The sequence below is a fragment of the Vibrio sp. SCSIO 43135 genome, assembly GCF_023716665.1.
Taxonomy (GTDB): Bacteria; Pseudomonadota; Gammaproteobacteria; order Enterobacterales; family Vibrionaceae; genus Vibrio; species Vibrio paucivorans.
On sequence record NZ_CP071859.1, the window covers coordinates 2238823 to 2259859 of the forward strand.

20 protein-coding genes are annotated in these 21037 nt (G+C 45.5%); all 20 read right to left on the minus strand.

Features of this window, described 5'->3' with window-relative positions:
* Positions 1-36: 36 nt before the first annotated feature.
* Positions 37-1092 carry a flagellar motor switch protein FliG gene (gene fliG, locus J4N42_RS09915; RefSeq protein ID WP_252027715.1) on the minus strand — a complete coding sequence of 352 codons (1056 nt, stop codon included), beginning with the start codon at positions 1090-1092 and terminating at the stop codon, positions 37-39.
* The gene (gene fliF, locus J4N42_RS09920) at positions 1085-2830 is read right to left on the minus strand and encodes a flagellar basal-body MS-ring/collar protein FliF (protein WP_252027716.1); all 1746 of its coding nucleotides are present in this window, start codon (positions 2828-2830) and stop codon (positions 1085-1087) included. Before fliF ends, fliG begins: the two co-directional genes overlap by 8 nt.
* A 16-nt stretch (positions 2831-2846) precedes the next feature.
* Entirely contained in the window at positions 2847-3158 is a 312-nt protein-coding gene (fliE, locus tag J4N42_RS09925) for a flagellar hook-basal body complex protein FliE (protein ID WP_252027717.1), read from the minus strand.
* A gap of 98 nt (positions 3159-3256) precedes the next feature.
* On the minus strand, positions 3257-4663 hold the full coding sequence (locus tag J4N42_RS09930) for a sigma-54-dependent transcriptional regulator (RefSeq protein ID WP_252027718.1): 1407 nt from the start codon (positions 4661-4663) through the stop codon (positions 3257-3259).
* Positions 4650-5723: a sensor histidine kinase gene (locus J4N42_RS09935; protein ID WP_252027719.1), complete on the minus strand. Its 1074-nt coding sequence runs from the start codon at positions 5721-5723 to the stop codon at positions 4650-4652. The genes J4N42_RS09930 and J4N42_RS09935 overlap by 14 nt, the downstream gene beginning before the upstream one ends.
* Positions 5724-5838: 115 nt before the next feature.
* On the minus strand, positions 5839-7305 hold the full coding sequence (locus J4N42_RS09940) for a sigma-54 dependent transcriptional regulator (RefSeq protein ID WP_252027720.1): 1467 nt from the start codon (positions 7303-7305) through the stop codon (positions 5839-5841).
* A 224-nt stretch (positions 7306-7529) separates the two neighbouring features.
* Positions 7530-7940 (minus strand): flagellar export chaperone FliS, encoded by a 411-nt coding sequence (gene fliS, locus J4N42_RS09945; protein WP_252027721.1) that lies wholly within the window; start codon positions 7938-7940, stop codon positions 7530-7532.
* A 12-nt stretch (positions 7941-7952) separates the two neighbouring features.
* Entirely contained in the window at positions 7953-8255 is a 303-nt protein-coding gene (gene fliT / locus J4N42_RS09950) for a flagellar protein FliT (RefSeq protein ID WP_252027722.1), read from the minus strand.
* A gap of 4 nt (positions 8256-8259) precedes the next feature.
* The gene (gene fliD / locus J4N42_RS09955) at positions 8260-10242 is read right to left on the minus strand and encodes a flagellar filament capping protein FliD (protein WP_252027723.1); all 1983 of its coding nucleotides are present in this window, start codon (positions 10240-10242) and stop codon (positions 8260-8262) included.
* A 22-nt stretch (positions 10243-10264) separates the two neighbouring features.
* A complete protein-coding gene (flaG, locus tag J4N42_RS09960) occupies positions 10265-10693 on the minus strand; it encodes a flagellar protein FlaG (protein WP_252027724.1) in 429 nt (142 codons plus the stop codon).
* 77 nt (positions 10694-10770) lie between these two features.
* The gene (locus J4N42_RS09965) at positions 10771-11901 is read right to left on the minus strand and encodes a flagellin (protein WP_252027725.1); all 1131 of its coding nucleotides are present in this window, start codon (positions 11899-11901) and stop codon (positions 10771-10773) included.
* Positions 11902-12175: 274 nt separating this feature from the next.
* Positions 12176-13309, minus strand: a complete 1134-nt coding sequence (locus J4N42_RS09970) for a flagellin (RefSeq protein WP_252027726.1) — start codon at positions 13307-13309, stop codon at positions 12176-12178.
* Between the two features lie 267 nt (positions 13310-13576).
* Complete coding sequence (locus J4N42_RS09975; protein ID WP_252027727.1) at positions 13577-14710, minus strand: flagellin; 1134 nt, start codon at positions 14708-14710, stop codon at positions 13577-13579.
* Positions 14711-14827: 117 nt separating this feature from the next.
* A complete protein-coding gene (locus tag J4N42_RS09980; protein WP_252027728.1) occupies positions 14828-15730 on the minus strand; it encodes a Dyp-type peroxidase in 903 nt (300 codons plus the stop codon).
* Between the two features lie 97 nt (positions 15731-15827).
* Complete coding sequence (locus J4N42_RS09985) at positions 15828-16286, minus strand: DUF2919 domain-containing protein (RefSeq protein ID WP_252027729.1); 459 nt, start codon at positions 16284-16286, stop codon at positions 15828-15830.
* A 131-nt stretch (positions 16287-16417) separates the two neighbouring features.
* Positions 16418-16861 carry a heme lyase NrfEFG subunit NrfF gene (nrfF, locus tag J4N42_RS09990; RefSeq protein ID WP_252027730.1) on the minus strand — a complete coding sequence of 148 codons (444 nt, stop codon included), beginning with the start codon at positions 16859-16861 and terminating at the stop codon, positions 16418-16420.
* A 17-nt stretch (positions 16862-16878) separates the two neighbouring features.
* Complete coding sequence (locus tag J4N42_RS09995; protein WP_252027731.1) at positions 16879-17412, minus strand: DsbE family thiol:disulfide interchange protein; 534 nt, start codon at positions 17410-17412, stop codon at positions 16879-16881.
* A complete protein-coding gene (locus tag J4N42_RS10000; protein ID WP_252027732.1) occupies positions 17390-19387 on the minus strand; it encodes a heme lyase CcmF/NrfE family subunit in 1998 nt (665 codons plus the stop codon). Before J4N42_RS10000 ends, J4N42_RS09995 begins: the two co-directional genes overlap by 23 nt.
* A gap of 3 nt (positions 19388-19390) precedes the next feature.
* Entirely contained in the window at positions 19391-20347 is a 957-nt protein-coding gene (nrfD, locus tag J4N42_RS10005) for a cytochrome c nitrite reductase subunit NrfD (protein ID WP_252027733.1), read from the minus strand.
* Between the two features lie 2 nt (positions 20348-20349).
* Positions 20350-21036: a cytochrome c nitrite reductase Fe-S protein gene (nrfC, locus tag J4N42_RS10010; protein ID WP_252027734.1), complete on the minus strand. Its 687-nt coding sequence runs from the start codon at positions 21034-21036 to the stop codon at positions 20350-20352.
* Position 21037: the final 1 nt, after the last annotated feature.

Below are 21037 nucleotides of genomic sequence, written 5' to 3' on the forward strand. Positions count from 1 at the left end.
CGACTCGCTTTAATGAAGCAGTCGCTTAAAGAAAAATTATAGGAACTCGTCTGCGCCGCCAGACAACATGATCTCACCGTTGTCGGCCATTCGGCGCGCAATGGCCAGAATTTCTTTCTGAGCAGTCTCGACATCAGAAACTTTAACCGGCGGCATTGCTTCAAGGTCATCACGCATCATCTCAGCTGCACGTTTAGACATGTTCTTGAAGATCTTATCGCGCAGTGCATCGTCAGCACCTTTAAGCGACTTCTGCAATACATCTTGTGGTACATCACGCAGCAACTTCTGAATACCTTGGTCGTCCACTTCGATAAGATTCTCGAATACAAACATAAGGTCTTGGATTTGCGTCGCCATATCTTCGTCTTGGTCGCGAATCTGATCCATGAGAATACCTTCGACATTGTTGTCCATGTAGTTCATGATCTCTGCGGCAGCTTTCAGGCCACCGATCTTGGCCGCTTGCGCGCCCGCTTGGCCCGCAAACTGTTTCTCCATGATCTCGTTCAATTCGGCTAGTGCAGAAGGTTGGACTTCTTCAAGGTTCGCAATACGCATCATAAGATCCAATCGGTCACGCTCGGCAAACTGAGATAAGATTTCCGCTGACTGATCCGCCTCTAAGTAAGAAAGAACGATGGTTTGAATCTGAGGGTGCTCGTTGATGATGATAGAAGCCACTTGACGAGGGTCCATCCACTTCAACGAGTCTAGGCCTTTCGAGCCCGTACCTAGAAGGATTTGGTCTACTAAGTTATTGGCTTTATCTTCACCTAATGCCGCAACGAGGGCGTTACGCATGAAGTCTTCGCTGCCCATACCAATGTTGGTGTATTTTTGAATATCTTCTAAAAAGGCGCGGTGTACTGCTCCCACCTTTTCTTGACTCAGATCCGCAGCCCTTGCCATCGCGCTACCAACACGCTGAACCTGCTTCGGTTCTAAATGGCGAATAATACCCGCAGCGTCATCTTCATTGAGGCTTAACAGCAGAATCGCGGCCTTTTCGTCACCGCTAATCGTCGAGATGTCGACGGCGTTCTCGTCTTCGCCGTTGCCATTTTCTTGAGGTACAATTTCGTTAGGCATCTTGCATCCAATTCTTCACTACTTGAGCTGCTAGCTCAGGTTCATTCGCCACTAAAGCACGCACAGCTTTCAACACGTCTTCATCTTTATGTAAGTTTGGTAGGTCAATGCTAGAGCCAAATTCAAACAGCTCTCCACCTTCTATATCACCGCCGATTAGGCTGGTTTCACCATCCATACCGATTGGCAAGCCATCTGGACCGTATGTTTGATCGTCTTCTTCAGCAGCAGGGTTAAGCAGTTTTTTCATTGCAGGACGAACCAGCACTAGAACCACAACAATAATGACCAACGCACTGGCGAACCAACGAACCCAGTCGTTGAAGTTTGGATGTTCCCAAATCGGCACGTCTGCAATGCTTTCAATTTCAGGCTCAGCAAACTGCATGCTCAGAACATTCAGTAAATCACCACGATTCTCGCTAAACCCTACCGCTCCAATTAAAACTTGGCGTATAGAATTGAGCTCGGCATCTGAAAGAGGCGTGTAGGTTGTTTCACCGGTATTCGGATCCACCGATGCGCGATTTTTTATCGCGACCGCAACTGTCTGACGATTCACGACACCGGTCTGGCGACGCTCATGGCTAATAGTAGTGTCTAACTCAAAGTTCCGCGTCGCTTCTTTATGAACCGAGCCTTGCCCCAGCATCGAACCATCTTTCATTTGCGCTACGTCTTGCGGAATAGAAGCATCTGCCGGTGGTTGGTTACTCAGAGCGCCTGGCACACCAGCAACAACATTCCCGTTGTTGTAATCTTCTAAGGTGTACTCACTTCGCGTTGATGGAGTATTAGGATCAAACTGTTTGCGTGTTTGCTCGATCGCGCTGAAGTCCAGTTCAATATCCACTTGAGCGGTATAATTACCAAAGCCTAAGATTGGAATAAGAACTGAGTCAATCTTGTCACGTAGCGCTTGTTCCTGTTTGCGCTCTAACTCGTGTTCTTTACGGCGAGCAGATGAGGCAGGATCTTGAGAACCAGAGCTAAGAAGACGACCATGTTGGTCGGTGACCGTCACTCTGGTTGGTTTCATTCCAGGAACTGCACTCGCAACCATATCTACCACAGAATCGACTTCACCCTGCTTTAGTACAGAGCCAGTACCTAGAGTCAAAAAGACTGAAGCTGAAGCTTCTTGGTTATGACGAACGAACACGCTTTGTTTTGGTAAAGCAAGTAAAACGCGAGCACGTCGTACTTGTTTCATTTCCTCAATCGCTTTAGACAGTTGGCGTTCTCGGCTCAGCTTTAATCGTTCTAATTCAAGACGCTGTGATACACCGAACCCCATATCTTGAAGCAAGATTTCATCACCAGCTTCAGTTTGGTTATTTAAACCTGCACGGGCCAAATCAAGTTTCAGGCCACTGTATTCGGTAGCCGGTACTAAAATCGTATTGCCTTCAAGCTTGTAGGACAGTTTTTTCTGGTCGAGGTAGTCAAGGACAGGAATCAACTCATCGGTTTCATACGCACCCAAAGGGCGCATCTCTGGCTCTTTCACCCAGAAGAACAACATGACGATAAGCGCCACACAAATCGAAATCGATAGTACAAGTACGACTTGGCGTAGCAGATCCAAATCCCCCATCGCAAAATCAAACTTCGATGAGTCTTTTTCATTTAAATCAGGGTTTTGCTGCTCAACATCCAGATCCGAGCTGGCAACCATCGCATGGCTGTCAGCGGAGTCGGATAGTGCGAGATCTGTTGTTTGATTCTGGTCTGCCACTGTTACTACCTAATCATTAAACCGGCATGTTCATTAGTTCTTTATAAGCTTCAACCAACTTATTACGAACTTGGATAGTTGCATCAAATGCGACACTGGATTTGTTACGAGCGATCATTACGTCCGAAAGAGACACATTTTCGTCACCACGGTCAAAACGCATTTGCAAGTCGCCTGAGGTTTTCTGTAATCCATTTACGTTATTAATCGCTTTGGTCAGCATATCACCAAAGTCGGCACCTACTTTTTGCCCAGTCGGCGCAGGTGTCGTGTTGGTCGCTTCAAGCCTCATTGCTTGCATTTCGCTGTTTAGACCGTCGATTCTCATTGTTCCCTCGGCTGCCAATTCTTTGACTTTTGCATTAGTTCTTTAGTTAGTTCAGCAATATGTATGCCATCACAAATTTGACGCATGAATTCGTTCAATTAACCCGGTATATCAATACCAGCATCGCGCATTTTAGCTAACTTATAACGCAATGTTCTCGGGCTAATTCCAAGCTTTTCTGCCATTTCTTTACGGCGGCCATTACACTCTGCCAATGTGTCAAGAATGATAGTGTATTCCTGATCCCGAAGCTCCCCACCCAGGCTTGCAGAACCCTGCGATAGGGAACGATTTTCCGTCACTTCAGCAATAGGCTTGATCGCCGGCGTCGCAACGCCTGTTTCTACGACTTGCTGTAAGCTGCCTGCATCTTGCCAATCGACACCTTCCAAAAGAATATGGTCGCCAGAAATATTTCCGTTCTCACTCAGGATAAGCGCACGCTGAACCACGTTGTCCAATTCACGCACGTTGCCTGGCCACGGGTACATCAGCAGTTTACCCATTGCATTGCTGTCAATTTCTGGAACGGGTAGTCCTAACTTTTTACAGTGACGCTCGATTAAGTGTTTAGCTAAAGGTTCAATATCTCCACGGCGGTCACTCAAAGCTGGCCACGCAATTGGGAACACATTCAGGCGGTAGTACAAATCTTCACGGAAGTTACCTTCTTGAACGTATAGTTTCAGGTCACGGTTACTGGTCGCTAGCACGCGAACGTCCAGTTTAATGCTTTTACGGCTGCCTAAACGCTCTACTTCTCTTTCTTGTAAAACGCGAAGCAGCTTAGCTTGAAGGTTCAAATCCATTTCACTGATTTCATCAAGTAAAATAGTACCACCTTGCGCTTGCTCAAACTTACCCGGACACGCCTGAACGGCACCAGTGAAGGCACCTTTTTCGTAGCCAAACAAGGTTGCTTCGAGCATGTTGTCAGGAATTGCCGCACAGTTGATCGCTACGAAAGGGCCATCTTTACGATTCGACGCATTGTGGATGTATCGCGACATCACTTCTTTACCCGAACCACTTGGGCCAAGCACCATCACATTCGCATCGGTTTTTGCAACTTTGTCTGCCAACGCTAACAACTTTAGGCTTTTATCATCAGCGACAACCGCATCACCATTGTCGTCTGATTTGATTGGCGCGTAACGACTAACCATATTGAGCAGAACTTCTGGGGCGAATGGTTTCGCCATATAGTCGATCGCGCCATCTTTCATAGCAGATACCGCATCTTCAATATTGGCATATGCTGTCATCAATAAAACGGGCAGATTTGGCCAATGCTGTTTAATGTTACGAAGCAGCGCTAAACCACCCATACCAGCCATTTGAACATCCGAAACAACAATGTCGATAGCGTTTGACTTCAACTTCACTAACGCATCTTCAGCACTGTCAGCTTCTAACCATTCGTATCCCGCTAAAGCTAGGGTATCGACCAACGCTTCGCGTAGACCTTCGTCGTCTTCTACGATTAAGACTTTACTTTGAGCCATTGTCACTCTCCATCATTACTTCTAGGGGATCAGCAGCTTCGCACTGAAGTGGGATACACATGGTGAAACATGCGCCATCACCCTGTTCTGAAATCAATTCAAGCCTGCCATCATGTGCCCGGCAAACCATTTGCACAACCGCCAAGCCAAGACCTGTACCTTGGGAGCGCGTTGTAAAAAATGGTTCCATAATTTTGCTCTGTAATTCAGCTGGCACACCAGGACCACTGTCTTGAACTGAGATTTTTAATTCATTGTTTACTGGTCTGAAAAACACATCGATCTGTGAGTTTTTACCGGCGATTTGTATCGCGTTCATAACCAGATTACTTAACGCAGACGCGATCGCATTTGCGTTACCTAGTAAGGACGTCTGTTCTTGTTCAACTTCTTGGCAGTAATCGATGTGATTATTTTTTAACGACGTTTCCACCATAGGGGCAAATTCCGCAACTAAGTCAGAAATGGTGAAAGGCTTAACTACCTTGTTATCGCCGCCTTTAGCAAACAGCAGCATGTCGTTGACCTGCTTCTCTAGGTCGTGAAGCCTATCCATCAGTTTCGATTGGAAACGATCTTTGGTCGCCGGTGGTAAGTTAGGCGCAGCCAAGTTCGACGCATAAAGCATCGCACTAGAAAGAGGTGTTCTGACCTGGTGAGCCAGTGAAGCGACCATACGGCCGAGCGATGAAAGACGCTGTAAATCACTCACTCGAGATTGGAGCAAGCGTGTTTCAGTAAGATCGGTGATAAGAATCAATTGACCCGTGTTGGATGCTGAAATCGCCAAACGCACCTTACGACCATTTCGCAAGGAAATTTCATGGCCATCATCTTCTCGTGGTGCAAAAGCAGTCTGAATAATTGAAAACCACTTCTCCCCAAGCAAAGGGACGTCTAACAACTTCATTGCTTCTGGGTTGGCTTCGCGCACAACACCTTGTGTATCCAACAGAATTACGCCTGCGGGCATAACATCGAGCACTTGTTTATAGCGCTCTACTTGGTCTTCCAATGTGTCTAAATGAGACTGATTTTCTGCTGGGTCAACTGCTTGCATGTCGTATTTCTGCCAATAAAACTACAAAAGGCTAACATGCGAAATGCATGCCAGCCTTTTATTCTTTATTTTCAACAAGTTATCACCATGACAACTAATTGACGCAGTTTTTTTGTCAGCGTTGAAGGTTATATTTACGCATTTTTTCAACCAAAGTTGTGCGTCTCATTCCTAGCATATCGGCTGCGCGTGCCACAACACCATCTTGAGCTTCCAAAGCTTGGCTGATCATATTGACTTCTAAATCGGCCAGCAATTCTTTCAAATTCACCCCTTCAGGTGGTAGAGACTGAGGGGCTTCCATGCTGTCGTTGAAGACTTCTGTTTCTTCAAAATTGAAATTTTCTGAGAAGATGTCCGCTAAGACGTCACGCTCTTGCTCCTCTACAGAGCTAAAGCTGCTAGGTTCAGGTTGGAACTCTGGAATATCACTGTAGCGATACTTCGTTGGAAGATGGTTTACATCAACCAAGCTATTTGGATACAGGATGATCATACGTTCAACTAGGTTGGCTAACTCTCGCACGTTCCCTGGCCAATCGTGCTCCATCAAAGAATTGATAGAACGTGGCGTGAAACAGATTGGTTGCCCGCCTTCAGCTTCCATGCGCGTCATAAGCTCTTGAAGCAATAAAGGAATGTCTTCTTTACGCTCTTTAAGCGCTGGCATCTCGATCGGGAAAACATTTAGTCGGTAGAACAGGTCCTCACGGAAAGAGCCTGCATCTATCATATCTTCCAAATTACGATGAGTTGCAGCAATCACACGAACATTGACACGAATAGTGGTATTACCGCCAACACGCTCGAAACTGCGCTCTTGTAGTACGCGTAACAGCTTAACTTGCATCGGCATTGGCATATCACCAATCTCATCTAGGAAAAGCGTGCCGCCTTCTGCGAGTTCAAAACGCCCCTTACGAGAGGTAATTGCACCAGTAAACGCGCCCTTCTCATGGCCGAACAACTCACTTTCAAGCAAGTCTGGCGGTATTGCACCACAGTTTATCGGTACAAATGGGCCGCTACGACGTGCTGAATGATAATGTATATTGCGTGCTACAACTTCCTTGCCTGTTCCCGACTCACCGAGAATAAGTACATTCGCCTCTGTACCCGACACTTGTTCAATCAGGTGGCGAACTTCTTGAATGCCTAAGCTCTGGCCTACAAGGCTACGGAACAATGTATTTTTACGTGAACTTGGAACAACCTGAACGCCTTTGCGACCTAAAAAGTCTTTACAGTGTCGTAATGCTTCACTTAACTGGGGATAGTTAAGCGGGAATTCTAGTTCCCCAACGTACTGAGGGTAGTCTTCAACATGGTAAGAATGCTTACCCGCAATAAGAAGTGGGATATGATTTGAGTTGGCAAGCTTTTGACTCAGCTCTGGAGTCAGGGATTTGCTTTGCAAGGAGCCGATAATACACCCTGCCCAAAGCGTAGACCAATCTAGGTCTTCTATTTGCTCGGAAGTGACTACTTCACATTGTTCCCCAACGAATTCTAAAATATTACTCAGATTGACACGTACTTGAGCGTCGTCCTCAATCACAAGTATTTTTGCTAAACCTTGCATAGGTGAAAATGTTTGCCTTCAATTGAAAAAGTTTGCAGCAGAGTGAAATATAAATTCAGAAGCCCGAAATTTTGAGATTGGCTACTTTAACGATAGACAATTTATATAAATCAGCAACAAAAAAGCCACTTTACTAGCGTAAGTGGCTTCTATTTTATTTGATAAAAAAAATAAGGCAACCAAGCAATTGCCAGATGTGATGTTCGTGGAAAGTTTCCTAACCGTTACAAACCGACATCGCTTGCAGTTAAATTGTGATATTCAGCCGGAATTTGGTCCCACGCTGACTTAATTTCGCGAATAATGTCGATAACATCATCAATTGGCTGAGGATCGTTCAGGTGATTCGCATTTGAAATTTGCGTAATCATGAACTCATATAACTGGTCCAAGTTCTTAGCAACATCACCACCGTCTTCCATAGACAAGCAGCTTCTTAAGCTAATGATGATATCTAACGCCTTTCCGAGACGCTCACCTTTAACGGGAATGTTACCTTGCTGCATCGCAGCCTTACCTTGGATCAGGCGTTCTATCGCACCAGCCATCAGCATTTGCACAATCTTGTGTGGAGACGCCGCACTCAATTGACTGTCTACTGAAACCTTCTTGTATGCCTGCAAAGAACCACGCATAACTTTCCTCTTCTATAAAAACTTTTTGTACTGCTGCACAGACTTATTTCCGCGACGGAACTTAATCAACTCCGTACCAATCTGATTCGTTTCAGATTGCAGCTGCCCAACAAGCTGTTTTGTTTCTTCCATTAATGAAAGCCAATCTTCCGACTTAGCAAATTCTGGATTTACTTTTATATAGTCTAAGACATTCTGCAATATCTGTTCCCTGTTATCGACCAACTTAGTTATTTCTTCAGGATTAATGTCACCCAAAGTAAGAATTTGACGTATTTGGTGATCCAGATCACGTATGGTTTGAAGTTCTATCACAGCATTAGCCTAACGCATTCATCATTCCGGCCAATTGACCCTGCATTTTGCTTGTCGCGTCTTGCATTGCAGTAAATTTGGCATGGGTTCGCTTCTCTAATCCTTCCATGCGGCGATCCAATGCCGCTTGGTCATCTTCAAGACGATAGTTTCTTTCTACTAAACTTTGCTCTCGGGTTCGGATAGACCCTGTTACGCCTGTCATGCTTTGGATGGCATCTTCCACCTTTTTAGCAAAACCCTGATTACCACCAAAAAAGTCTTCTAACTTATTAAAGTTATTGTTCAACTGGCGATCCAGCAAGTTATAGTTAATTTCTAACGTACCTTGCCGTGTAGTGGTAATACCAAACTCCGTCAGAGACTTTAGATCTTCCGGCGCTGCTTCGATGCGAGAGGAAAATACCGCTTTTAAGCGTGAGTCGGCACTGCGGACAATACTGTCCCCTGCCAATGGGCCCGCTTGGCCTGTTTGTGGATTGACACCCGCAAGTTCTTTAGAGGTTTGGTAGAACTGATTGTATGCTGCGACAAACTGTTCAATGTCTTCGCGCACCCCTTGCCTATCGTATTCAATATCGATTTCAGCAGGCGGCCTGTTGTTTTCTGTTTTGCCTTTAAGCGTCAAATCGACGCCTTCAATCGCGTCTTCAATAATGTTGTTATGACTCGATAAATGAGCAACGCCATCGAGCAAAACCTTCGAGTCCTGCGCAGCTTGAACTTGTGTCATGCCGTAATAAGTATCGAATGCTTGTTGCGCAGCCAATAGATCCGCATTCGCCTTATCAACGCGTTCCAAATAAGCGCGCTCTTCTGGAGTCAGCTTTGCACGCTCCATCTGTTTCGCTTGTTCTGGCGTGATTTCACCGCTAGCTACTGCTTTGTCGATCGCTGCTTGCTCAGCAGCAAGCTTACTCTCAAGCGCTGCTTGCGCTTCTTTTGGCGTGACATAGGAATCGGTTAATGTACCAGAGGCGGTGTTACTCCATCCCGGAACATCTGGCGCTTTCTCTTTGGACTTCGCGTCCAGCTCTTCAGGAGGTTCGTAGTATGAGTCTATCAGCGTTCCCGATGCCGTTTCGGTCCAACCAGGAATGCGATCTTGAGGTCTTTGATACTTGTTGGCTTCTGCAGCCGCCGCGACTGCTGCCGGCGACATATCTCCACCGGCACTTTGGGCATTTGGATCGACAGAAGTAGCTGCACTCTCAGCTTCTTCAACAAGTTCTTGGTCGACTTGCTTCGCTGCATTACTGATTTTATCCGCGACTTTCTGAGCCAATTGTTTTTCGACATCAGTTAATGGATTGATCAATTGTTGGGCAGCAGCGCGCGCCTTTTCTAAATCTTTAACCCTTTCTTCTAGGGTTTTGTATTCCAGCTTCTTAAGCGGATTACCAATTTCTGATTCCACAGAAATTTTAATGTTGTTTTTCTCGCCCGACATGTTCGATGCGAGAATCAAACGTGGACCGGCCACATCATTAATAACCGACGCTCGCACTCCCGGATTGCTTTTGTCCCCGTTAATAGCACGAACAATATCGACTAACTTTGAATCTGGCTGGACGTCAATGGTGAAGTTATCTTTATCTAAACCGATTTGCAGCTTGCCCGGGCCAAATTTGTCGTCTTCAGACAGAACATCCGAAGCAACTTTATGACTCTGAGCAAGCTGCATCACATCGATAGAATATCTACCAGCGATTGCAGCAGTGGTTGCAGTTGCTGACACGACGTCTTCATTGGTAGTGTCGACTTTTCTCGCAGCAAATGCCTTCTCCTGACGAAAACTCGCCATTAGATCTTTCATCGTATCCAGCGACTCTTTGAGCCGACCATATGCGCTAATACTGGCTTGGTTGTCCGTCCGCTCATTGTCAATACGTTGCTGCTTTGGAAGCCGCTCCGCATTCACAATTTTGCTGACCATGGAATTAATATCCATGCCGCCAGTATTCATCCCCATAGGGCCTAAACTCATTAAACCACCTCAAACAACACGATTAAACCTTATCTATCAACAACCCCGTTGAATAACGGGCTGCTTGATCTCTAAGGCGCCTGAACACCTCCAGCATCTCCTCGTCTGGTATCTGACGAATAATATCGCCAGTACTAGCCTCATAGATTGTCACCACATCTCTTCCGGACTGTTCATCAACCCGAAAAGATAAACCAGTGTTTAAGGAAGAAACAAATTCATTCATTTGTTCAACAACCTTTTCCCGTTCAGCTCGATTAAGCTTCTCTCGCTGTGCCAGCATTTCAGCGGCTAATTCTGCGGATTGAACGGACTTCTGATTTACTTCGGCCGCTTTGCTACTCCCTTTCTGGGAGGCAACGCTAGGTGCACCGTTGTATTCTGAAGCAAGTTTAATGCCACCTTGTGAGCCATAAAGCTGGATGTTCGATGTATTGGACGGTATATCCATAACAATCTCCCTTCCACCTTATAGGTCGGTAATCTATTGATTACACTGCCCAATAAGCTCCTGACGAAACTTATCGATTAACCTAATAGGCTAAGAGCCGCTGACGGTGATTGCTTCGCTTGCGCCAAGATAGAAGTACTCGCTTGTTGCAAGATCTGAGACTTCGTCATCTGCGTCGTTTCTTTCGCGTAGTCAGTATCTTCGATACGGCTACGTGATGCATTTACGTTCTCGTTGATGTTCTCTAGGTTATTGATCGCATGACCAAAACGGTTTTGGAAAGCACCTAGAGATGCACGTTGGCTATCAACCGACTTCAAAGCACCATCAATGACAGAAACCGCCATTTGCGAACCTGCAACCGTTGAAACATCAACATCTGCAACAGTGATATCCTGAGCCGCACCGAAACCAATTTCGCCACCAAGCCCGCCACCAATAGTCACTTCGCCATCAACTTTTTGAGTTGAAGCGAATAACTGAAGCTTACCTTCTTCACCAACAGATGCTTTCACATCTTCACTTTGACCATTGATGTAAGTCGCAAGCTGTTCGATATCATCGCCAGCCTTAGCATTAATGGTTAACGCTTTTGCTTCTCCATGCTTATCAGTATAGTTCAGAGTCAAATCGGTTGCTGTAGTAACAGCCCAGTCAGCGCTTTTGCCTTGTTGAGCAACATACGCTTTACCACCCATAGCTTCCGTGTCCGAGCGCATATTTCCCATAGTCAGCATTACTGCCTCACCAGAGCCCGCACCAATTTGGAATGACTGGTCACCAAACTGACCATTAAGGAGTTTATTACCACCGAACGAGGTAGTTTCTGCAATACGGTTTAGCTCATCGTTTAGAGCCGATACTTCTTCTTGAATCGCAACACGTTCAGAACGCGAGTTTGAACCATTTGAGGATTGTAGCGATAGATCTCGCATACGTTGGAGGATATTGGTTGTCTCGTCCATCGCACCTTCAGCAGTTTGCGCGATCGAGATACCATCGTTTGCGTTTCTCACTGCCACGTCTAAACCACGGCTTTGAGATGTCAAACGGTTAGAAATTTGTAGACCTGCCGCATCATCACGGGCACTGTTAATTTTGTAACCCGATGATAGGCGTTCCATCGACTTTTGAGCACCATCAGCGGCACTGTTTAGGTAACGCTGTGCGGTCATCGCCGACACGTTCGTGTTTACGTTAATTGCCATATTTGATCTCCTTAGGCATTGGGTTGATGTGCCGCCGTGTCTCTCACCTCACATAAGCACATCTCATTTCTCTCAGTCCTTTAACGGCGAGTAGAAAATAAGCTTTAGGAAAAAAATGATTTTTTTTTAATTAATTTTCCGAAGCCTGTAGTCCAGCCGGTTCGGCAATTAACAAAAATCCTTTTAAATCAAACAAATATTTAACGCATCGGCGATTTATCCTGCGCAATAAAAAATCCAGCCAAAGCCGGATTTTTTATTTAGCTTGTAGAAATTAGCCTAGTAGGCTAAGCGCTGAGTTTGGTGCTTGCTTAGCTTGAGCAAGAATAGAACTCGATGCTTGAGATAGAATTTGAGACTTGGTCAATGCAGTTGTTTCTTTCGCAAAGTCGGTATCTTTAATTCGGCTCTTAGACGCATTCACGTTTTCATTGATGTTGTCTAAGTTGCTAATTGCGTGCTCGAATCGGTTCTGGAACGCACCTAGTTCAGCACGGTGACTATCAACAGATTTTAGAGCGTTGTCGATGATTGCCACAGACTCTTGAGCACCGCCCACACTGGTTACATCAATCGTGTCAACAGTCACATTCTTTGCAGGTCCCATACCTAACTCGCCTGCTAGACCACCACCGAATGATACTGCGCCATCAACTTTATTCGAACCGGCAAAAACTTGCAGTTGGCCATCTTCATTGACAGAAGTCTTAACCAAATCGGTTTGACCGTTGATGTAGGTTGCAAGTTGCTCAATATCGTCGCCTTCTTTCGCGTTAATATTGATTGTTTTCGCTTCACCATCTGTTGTCGTTAGGGAGATAGTTAAATCTTTAGCCGTTGCAGACACACCCCAATCTTTATCTTTCGCGTTTGCCGCCTGGTAACTCTGACCACCCATTTGTGCATCGTCGCTACGCATACTGCTCAGCGTGAGCATGACAGCTTCACCGTTATCTGCACCAATCTGCATTGATTTAGTACCGAAAGTACCGTTAAGCAGTTTATTACCACCAAAAGACGTTGTTTCAGCGATACGGTTTAGCTCGTTGTTTAACGCTGTTACTTCTTCTTGTATAGCAACACGCTCTGATTTGGAGTTCGAACCATTAGCAGATTGTAGAGACAAGTCACGCATACGTTGAAGGATGTTAGTGGTTTCATTCATCGCACCTTCAGCCGTTTGCGCAATTGAAATACCATCGTTAGCGTTACGTACAGCTACATCTAGACCACGGCTTTGAGCCTGTAATCGGTTCGAGATTTGAAGACCAGCAGCATCATCTTTCGCACTGTTGATTTTAAAACCTGAAGATAGACGTTCCATTGATGTTTGCTGTGCATTGTTTGCGCTGTTTAGGTAACGCTGTGCTGTCATCGCTGATACGTTAGTATTTACATTAATTGCCATAATTGTTACTCCAATTGATTTTCCGATGTATCCGGTTTCCGACGTCTCGGAAAACCAAGTTGTTCTCTTTAAGTACTTTTATTAACGGCTCGATTTTCAAAACCTTGAGCTTTTTTTTAAGTTTTTTATTAAAAAAATGCATTTCGATTAAAAAACATTCTAAAGCACGCAAAAGCCGCAATAAATGTATTTTTTTGCTAAAGATTTTAAAATCGCGGTCGAATGGGTAACCCGCTAAAAGCCAGGTTGCATATGGTTCTAGATAAATTAGGCGAGAAGTGTCAGTGCCAGATTTGGCTGCTGCTTCGCTTGAGCAAGAATAGAAGTGCTAACTTGTTGCAAGATCTGCTGTTTTACCATCTGAGTGGTTTCTTTCGCATAGTCGGTATCTTTAATGCGACTGTTGGAAGCAGCTAAATTTTCATGCACGTTATCAAGGTTGTTGATGGCATGATCAAATCGATTTTGCAGCGCCCCCAGATCAGCGCGATGACTATCAACATATTGCATAGCGGCATCTAAAACTGCTACAGATCGCTGCGCACCGCCCACGCTGGTAATATCTAAATCATCCACAGCTTCGTAGCCCGCAGTCACCATTTGTAGTTCATTAGCGAGACTACCGGAGAATGAGATCGTACCCGATGTTTCTTTGCCTGCCATGAATATCTGCAGCTGACCGTCTTCATTAACCGACGCTGACACTTTATCCGTTTGGCCATTAATATAAGTGGCAAGTTGCTCGATATCATCACCAACTTTCGCTTCTATATTAATCGTTTGTTGTTGGCCATTGGAATCGACATATTGCATATTCAATTGCTGATTGCCTTGGCCCACTTGCCAACTTGAATCCGCTTTAGCGGCTGCGATATAGGAAAAACCGCCCATATCTATACCATCAGAACGCATGCTTTTCAGCGTCACCGAGACAGCTTCACCAGAGCTCGCACCGATTTGAAACGACGACTGACCAAACGTCCCGTTGAGTAGCTTGCGACCACCAAAAGATGTAGTTTCAGCAATCCTATTCAATTCATCGTTCAAAGCCGCCATTTCTTCCTGTAATGCGATTCTTTCCGCTTTACTATTGGAGCCATTCGCCGATTGTAACGACAGGTCGCGCATGCGTTGCAACAAGTTGGTACTTTCTTGCATTGCACCTTCAGCGGTCTGCATGATTGATATGCCATCGTTCGCATTTCGAACCGCGACATCTAAACCACGCATTTGCGACTCTAGTCGATTAGATATTTGCAATCCCGCAGCGTCATCTTTAGCGCTATTAATACGGCTCCCTGAAGCAAGGCGCTCCAAAGATTGGTTCAGCATTTCAGTCGCATTGCCCAAGTGGCGCTGCGCTGTCAGTGCGGAAACATTAGTATTAACCGTAATAGCCATAGTGACTTACTTACTCCGAAAGTTAGCTGTTCAAGTTTATATCGGTCGCCTGTTCAGTTTCTTTAACAAAAAAACCGAGCTCATTGAGCTCGGTTTTTATTTAATAGAGATAAAGGGTTACTTCAGTTTAAGCTGCGCAAGCATGTCAGCAGACGGAGCAAAGAAATAGGCCCCTGTTACCGCTTTAGTGAAACGTAAAAGCTGATCAGTTTTACCATCGGTTACGCCGTACATGCTTTCGAGCATCACTTTGAAATTGTGCAAAGTATTGCAGTAAGCAATGAACAATAAGCCATGTTCACCACTTACACTGCCGTATGGCAAGCTATGGCGGACAATTTTAAGTCCTTTCCCTTCTTCTTTTATATCAACTCTCCCAACATGCGAAGCTGCTGGTACATTTTCCAATTCAATAGAATCTGGCTTGGTACGGCCAATCACTTTCTCTTGAGCGGAAACATTCAAACGATTCCAAGAAGGTAAGTTATGGATAAAGCGCTGAACCATGACATAACTGCCACCAGCAAACTCTCCGTCTGCGACAAGAGCCACTTCACGACGCTGAGCATCTTTCGGGTTTTCTGTACCATCGACAAAATCAGTCATGTCACGAGAATCTAAATAACGGTAGCCGTATGTCTCATCCACGACGGCTACGTCTTCCGCGACTTGTGCGAAGAACTTACGCAGTACGTAGAAGTGCAAGTCATGTCGGTTAGAGTGACAGTGAATCAGTACATCGACATCGCTACTTGGCGCTACAACCTCACCTTCTCCCAATACAGGGAAATCAATCAGCTCACTAGGCATAGCCGCATCAAGCTGCTGCCAGAATGCTTTAGTAAATGCGACCGATAACGTAAGCTCAGCACCCGGCTGGGTTTGGTTTAGCTCTTCGACCAAAGCAGGCAATAATTGAAGCTGTTCAAGTACCTGTGGCGCATTTTGGCTCACTTTAAGCAATGTATATTGGGCAAACGGACCTGCTTCAGGCAGGACAGCGCTCTGAGGTTGAGACATAGGATGATTCCTCACTTTTATTTTTGCTCAGTGTAATACTTTTTTATTGGTGGATATTGATTGCGATCATTAGGGCATGCCCGGCGACAACTTTTCTTTAAACGTCTGGAGGCGTTTGTAAGCAGTCACTTACACTACGACTTTTCGTCAAGTAGAGCACAAACCACATTAGCAATAACATGGTAGCACCATTAGCCCAGCTGAAAGCACCGTTATCTAAATAGATATGATACAAAGTTTGTATCAACTGTGCGATTGAGGTGGCTAAAGTTATCCCCCCGCCCCAACTCACAACTCTATTGAGCCACGCTCGATCCGGATTTCTCAAACTGAAAAGCCACATTAGCACCATACTTGGTAAGCCCATCGCAAGGCCCAAATACAGCATAGTATGATCAGGATAAACAATAGAAAGGATTTTAGAGCCACTGTCTCGGCTGGCCCCTGCAACAACGAACACAACCCAAGCTTTGGCTAAAAAAATCCAACCTAACCACAACCATTTAGGCGCTTTCAGAAAACCGTGTTTATCGTATTGTTCGATGGCGTACCGCACAGTTGCTCACTATTTTGATTCAATATCTTGTCGACACTGTAACGCAATCAAATTAGCGATGTATACCCAAATAACCTCAGAAGCTTATTCAGCGAGAATTGCATGGTTCGCAAACGAGGTAATACATGTGCCTAGGCATGTCGCGAGTTGATCTTACGCCAAGAAAGGAAAAAGAAAGCCAACAAAGCAAGCATAGGTAGCCCCCATAACAGAGCATTTTGCGCAGAGAAAGTCGGTTTATACAGGACAAACTCGCCGTACCTCGCTGTCATATAGTCAATGACTTGTTGATCCGTTTCACCCTCATTCACTTTGTTAAATACAATCAAACGCAGATCTTTCGCAATCGGTGAATTTGATTCAACTAAATTCTGGTTTTGACACTGCGGGCAACGTAGAGTTTTAGCTAGCTCAATCGCTCGTTTTTGTAATTGCGGCGTATCAAACTCGAATAGCTCCACTTGTTGAGTCACTTCTTTGCTCGCTGGCGCGAACAAGTCCGGCTCACTGGCAACCACCGTACATGACACCATCATCGCCACTATAACGCACAGTAATTTAACCGATTGGATCATAACAGTTCCTAGCCATTTTATAGCGTGACAAAGTAAGAGGAAAAATATCGCTGCCAAACTTTGTCAGTCAGCCGTCCGCTATGCTTTAACACGATATTTCCTTCATTATCGACCAGATAGGTCTCTGGTGTACCAACCACTCCCAAGTCTATTGCTAATAGCCCTTTGGGATCGAAAATAACTTCTCGGAATGGGTTCTCCGCCTGAGTTAAGTAACGATTTGCCGCATGCTCTGAGTCGCGGTAGTTCAAACCGACAATAGGAACCCCTTGAGCTTGTAAGTCGAGTAAGTACTGGTGCTCACTCTTACATATGCCGCACCACGATGCCCACACATTAACCAATTGATAGCCATGACCAACGACCGCGCTTTCATCTAAAGTACGGTTGCTGTTTAACAAACTCGTTGACGTAAAACTTGGAAAACTCGCGACCGTACTCGCATGGACTTTAGTTTGCTGCTGAGAAACAAGTCCAACCATGACTATCGCAGCGAAGCTAAGTGTCACTGCGACCAATACCCAAAAGCTACGTGCTTTCGACTTGCTCATATACACCACTCTCTTGTTTTAGCCGCAGTATAACAACCGACACTCCCCCGAGCATACCTAATAAAGCGCCAAACCAAACCCAGCGAATTGCAGCTTTGTACTGAACCTTCACTGCATAGGATTGGCTGTCCACTTTTTCACCTAGGGTAACGTAGTAATCTCCATGCCAGAAAATCTTAATCGCGGGTTCACTCATGTTCATCACCCTAACTGGATAATGACGCCTCTCAGGAAAAAGCGAAAAGCTCTCACTGCCCTGCTGCTCAAAATGAATCGACGCCCTTTCAGCGGTATAGTTAGGGCCAATCCGCCATTGGGTTTCTTGATAGTGCACCTGCCAGTCGACGAACTCAAAGGTCTTATTAGGAGCAAGCTTTCGGTTTACTTCGTAAGAATGTTCCGCGTTCATCGCAGCACCAACACAGGCAACTGCTACTCCCACATGTGCTAAAGTCACTCCAATCAGTTTTTTTCCGTCGTTGGCCTTAAACCCAGCCCAAAGATGAGTGACCACCACCCCGCATGCCAATATCCACACCGCACAAACCAGTGCATCAAACTGTTCAACTCGCTCGACGGAAGCTGGAGTCATCTCTAAGTTGAACACCTTGAGCTGAAATAAGTACCCCAATAACCCAGAGACAATTGCGACTAACCCTAACCAAACGACTTGCTGCCAGCGACAATAGCCTCCTTTGCGCCACTTAACTAAGCTTCCAGCTCCCATTCCAACTAAAGCCAATAATGACAACGGAGTGATAAGTGTATTGAAATAAGGTGCCCCAACCGAGATACTTCCCAAGCCAAGAAGCTCATAAACCATGGGATAAAATGTGCCGAGAAACACCGTAAACGTTGCAATCAAAAGCAGTCCGATTGCGACTAACACGAGATAACTGCGACTGAATACTGACACCAGCGGCTCGGAGGTGAGTTTATCTCCCCTAAAAATCAATAAGCCAAATGAGCTAATCAACATCACCACTAGAATCAACAGTAGTGAAATACCTTTGCCCGGATCGACGGCAAACGCGTGGACAGACGTCAGCACCCCAGAACGCACGATAAAGGTGCCCAAAATGCTTAGACTGAATGTGATAAAAGCAAGGATCATTACCCAATTCAGCAACATTTTTTGCCGCTGCGCAGCGAGCAATGCATGAAGTAACGCTGTACCAGTTAACCATGGCAATAACGAGGCATTTTCTACCGGGTCCCAGAACCACCAGCCCCCCCAGCCTAGTTCATAGTATGCCCACCAAGAGCCTAGTACGATTCCGCCAGTAAGAAAGACCCACGCCACCAATGCCCACTGACGGCAAAGTGGTAACCAATCGAGAGTGACTTTTTCCTGCATCAGTGCCGCACAAGCGAACGCAAACACCATGGAGTAACCGATATAGCCTAAATAAAGCAAAGGGGGATGGAAGATAAGGCCAACGTCCTGCAACATTGGATTCAAATCACGCCCTTCTGCCATAAACTGAGGGCTAAACTCAAATGGATTAGACGCCAGCAATGTAAACCAAGCAAAAGCAGCGACCAGTAAGTTCATCACCCACAAAACATCTGCTTTATATTGTGATGGGCAACGTCGACTCAATGAATACAGTGCCGCCCATCCAGATAGAGTCATAACCCAAAACAGCATGGAGCCTTGATGCCCCCCCCATACCGCGGCAAATTTAAAAAATACCGGTAGCTTCGAATTAGAGTGCTCAGCCACATACTGCAATTGGAATTGGTCGGTCAGGAAGGCGGTCGCGAGTAAACCTAAACTCAGCAATGAGAGTAAACCATTCACTCGAGTAACAGGCAGCAAGTAGTGTTTGCTATTCGCACTAGATTGACCATCTTTGCCTGTTTGAACAAAGCGTTCAGATGCCCAACGTGGTAAAACGTATTGAGCACTTGCCATGGTGCTCAATACGACAACCGCAATCAGGGCTACTAAGCCTAACTCTCCTGCTAACATAGGCTAAACAACTGTCATTTGTCCGGCGTAAAGAATGAAGGTTCTAAGCATTAGCACCCCAACCAGACTCAAGGTCGTCACGACCAAAATGAAGCCATTGTTATGCTGGACTTCTTTTGGTGAAACTGCATTCAGTGTGAGTGGTAACAACATACCTATGCCTACCACGCCAATCCAGAACCAATTCGACCAAAAACCTCCACCGATCGCATTCCAAGCAGCCACTTCACTTTGTCCGCCCGAGAAGATCAGCCCCGTAAAAAATGTCACCAATACAAATAACTCAAATAGCACCACTGGGCGTTCAAAGCCATGCACCCATTTAACACTTGCACTTGATACCGGCTCTTTGAAAACTAGAATGCCAAACATGAGACATGCTGCTGCTCCAGACGATAAGCTCGAGAACAAGAACAAGATCGGTAATACTGGATTATTCAGCATTGGGTAGGTTTGTAGAGCAGACAATAAGAACCCAGTGTACGCAGCAAGTAAGATTGCCAGTACGCCAAGAAACACTTCTATCGCATTTTCGAACTGTCCGAACTTTTCAAGCAAGGTGTCCACAAATGCAAACTTGCCCTGAAGGAATGCAACGATCTGTTTTCTAAAGATGATGCCAATCCAAACGAACAACACTGCCATGTAGACTTGGAACAGCACGACCCCCATCGACATCACGGACGTGACGTTGAAATAGATCATAATCTTCCAAAACGACAGCGGCTTAGTCAGGTGAAAGATCAAGATGGTCAAACCGGAAATAATCCCGAATGGTGCTAACCAAGCCGTCGCTTTCAAGATGCCATTTTGTGCAGGGTCTCCTTCTATTACCTTTCTCTTTAGGTAAATAGATATCATCACCGCACCCGCAGACATACCTGCTAGAAACAGATAAATCGCAATAATCCAATCCCAAACTAAAGAGTCAAACTGGAATGCACTTTCTACTCCGTTCATGGCTAAACCTCCCCTTTCTGTTTAGGAATCTTGTACAGCTTCGGCTTAGTTCCTAGGTGAACCTTATCTCTGTAAACCACCTGGTTATTAAGCACTGCGTTGATCTCGCTGCTTGGATCGTTAAGATCGCCAAATACTAGGGCTTTAGTTGGACATGATTCAACACACGCAGGAAGTTTGCCCTGAGCTAAATTGGTATCTCGGCAGAAGTTACATTTATCTGCTGAACCATCAGCTGGATTAAAGAAACGAACTTGATAAGGACACGCTGCTAGGCAGTAACCACAGCCAACACATTTATCCTTATGAACATCAACGATGCCTGTTTTTTCGTCTTTATAGGCCGCACCGGTAGGGCATACCATCACACAAGGTGCATTCTCACAGTGTTGACAAGATTTTCGTGTAAAACGGTATTCAACATCTGGATGCTCACCCATAGGTTCGCTGCGAATGATCTCTAAACGCGATACGCCTTCTGGTACCTTATTGACGTCGCGACACGCATCGGTACAAGCAGTACAACCAATACACGCGGTTTCATCATGGATCATTCCGTATAGCTTATTGCCATCTTGCTCAACATTTGCCAGTGTTTTCCGGCTGTTCAGCACCGCTGTACCAGCGACTCCAGTAGTAAAGATGACTGCGCCTGCGCCCGTTAAAAAGTTACGTCTTGAACAACTCATA